General features: G+C 69.4%; 2 protein-coding genes. Both read right to left on the bottom strand.

The genetic code is table 11. From position 1 onward, the window contains the following. A partial coding sequence (locus tag FVW27_RS13215) for a glycosyltransferase family protein (protein WP_167125837.1) occupies positions 1 to 674 on the bottom strand: 674 nt, incomplete at its 3' end. 59 nt (positions 675 to 733) lie between these two features. Then, positions 734 to 2,412, bottom strand: a 1,679-nt coding sequence (locus FVW27_RS13210; protein WP_167125834.1) for a CgeB family protein, incomplete at its 5' end; no start/stop codon positions are given.

The following is a 2,412-nucleotide window of genomic DNA, read 5'->3' as shown; positions in this document are numbered from 1 at the left end:
ACGGGCTTCAGCCCGCGCCGCAGCAGGTCGCGGGCCAGCGCGGCCCAGAACGGGGCGCCGGGGCGTTTTTCCGGCTCGCTGGCCCCCAGGAACAGTCCCACCCGTTGCGGGTCGCGTCCGTGATGTTGCGGGGCGGGCCAGTCGGTGCCCCGTATGCGGCGGTGGGGCACGCAGTCCAGCGCGTTCAGGTCGGCCCAGTGGAACAGGTTGTGCCGGTTGTTGTGCACCAGCGAGGTCCGGTACAACTGCCAGCGCCCGTGCACGTAGGTGGTCTGGCCAGTGCCTTTCCCGGTGTCCCCACCGGCTAGATATGGACCGAAATGCGCGTCGGCATGCAATTGCCCCGCCAGCGCGGCGGCCTCTGGCCGGTGGCTGAGGTTGATCACCTGATGGTAGCGGTTCTGGCGCAGCCGGTTCGCCGCATCGTACGGAAAGAACACCGCCTCCGGCCCGATGGGCATGAGCCCCTTGAAGAACTTTTCCTCTCCCACCACCCACAACGGGCGGCGCGGGTGTTCCGCCCGCAGCCACGCCAGCAGCGGAAAGGTCAGCACCAGGTCGCCCATGCGCTGCATCTGCAACACCAGAATGGGCGCATCGGGCGCCTTGTCCCCAGGTGTGTTGCTGGTGTCGGGCGCGGTGGGGGGGGGCGGGGACGTGGGGGCGGTGGTCATGACCGTGGTGTGTGCCTTGGTATGGACATCGATTCGAGCGTTGGCGGGGCCTGGTGCGGCTATCTGGCGCGGGCCGGGCCGAAGATGCGGCGCATGTGGTCCAGCAGCGAGCGCAGTCGGTGCTCGTAGGTGTGTTCGGCCAGAATGCGCCTGCGCGCGGCGGCCACCACGCGGGCACGTTCTTCCGGGTGGTCCAGGTAGCGGCGCAGCAGGGCGTCGGCCTCTTCCGGCTCCGCGTAGCAGACCACTTCGCTTCCCGGTTCGAACAGGTTCTCGATCTGGTCGCGCCAGTCGGTGAGCACGAACGACCCGGTGGCGGGCACGTCGAACACCCGCTGGTTCACCGCGCCCTTCATCTGCTTGCTGGTGCAGTTGAAGTTGATCTCCGACAGGGGGTAGAACGCGGGCAGTTCCTTGTAATAGTTGATTTCCGGGTGCAACCGCCATCCCGCGGGCGCGGTGCGGAACACCTTGCGCCAGCCCTTGTCGCCCACGATCAGCGGAGCGAAGGGCAGGGTGCGCGCCACGCAGGCGGCGCGGTACTGGCGGGTGGCCTCCCAGGTGAGCATGGTCTCGTAGGACAGCCGACGTTCGGCGTCGCCCATGCCGTCGCGCCCGCTTACCGGATCCAGCCCCCCCAGCCCTTCATACACGGCGGCAAGGTGCGGCTGGTGCGCCCGCAGGTAGGCCCCCACGGACCGCTCGCCGTGCGCGCCGAAGCTCGCCGCAACCTCGCGGTACGAGCGCAGCAGCGCGGCGGGCAGCTTGCCCGCCTTCATGCGGTGGGCCACCTTGTAGACCATGGAATTGCCCACGAACGACACCCGCGCCCGCCACGGATGGTTGGCGGGCTGCGGCGACGCGGGCGGGGCGAAGCGCACCGGGTCGGTGCCCAGGGGCAGGTAGGCCACATGCTCGAAACCCAGCTCGCGCAGCGAAGGCAGGTTGTCCGCATCCCAGGTGAAGATGGCCGTCCACGGGCTGACGATGCGCCGGTACAGGTAGAGGATCAGGTGCGGGTTGTCCACGAACCACGAAGCCAGGGGCAGGCGCAGCTTTTCCAGCAGGTCGGTCAGCACGCCTTCGCGGTCCACGCCGAGGTGGTTGATGGTGAAGGCAAAGTCGGGCCGGAATTCCACCACGGCGCGCAGCAGCTTTTCCACGAATTCGCCCCGCCCCACCTCGTCGTCGTCCAGGGTAAGCAGGTGGTACGGCACGCCAAGGCGCTGGCAGGCGGTGACGATTTCGCCCATCAGGAAATACTGGCTGGTGATCAGCAGCATGCGCGGCAGGGCGGCAGGGTCCGCGAATTTGGGATAGGCGGCGCGTTCCCAGAAGTTGAAGCGGGCGCTGGCGGACAGCACGTCGCGCAGGCGGGCGTAATGGGCGCGGTCTAGCCGCAGGTAGAAGGGGTGCGGCAGGGGCAGCAGTTGCAGCCCGCCGTGCTCGTACTGCCAGCGGGTAAGGGTGCGCAGGGCCGCGTCCGCGTCGTCGTCGGTCACCCACAGGATGCGCCCGGCGGCAGTGTCTCCGGCGTGGCGTTCAGGCAGGCGGCTGGCGGCAAGGATTTCCGTGGACCGGTCCACCACGGCCACGGGGCCGGGGTGCAGTTCCAGCAGGCGGTCCAGGGCCGCGCCGGTGCCTGCGCCCAGAAGGACGGGCAGGACTGGCGGAATGGGGGGAACTGGCGGGGGGGCTGCACCGGGGCCGCCGGGCGTGCCGTGAGGGACAGGCGGGG

The organism is Nitratidesulfovibrio liaohensis (assembly GCF_011682075.1).
Lineage (GTDB): Bacteria > Desulfobacterota > Desulfovibrionia > Desulfovibrionales > Desulfovibrionaceae > Cupidesulfovibrio > Cupidesulfovibrio liaohensis.
The sequence above is the reverse complement of the archived record's forward strand: the minus strand, read 5'-3'. Positions and strand labels throughout refer to the sequence as shown.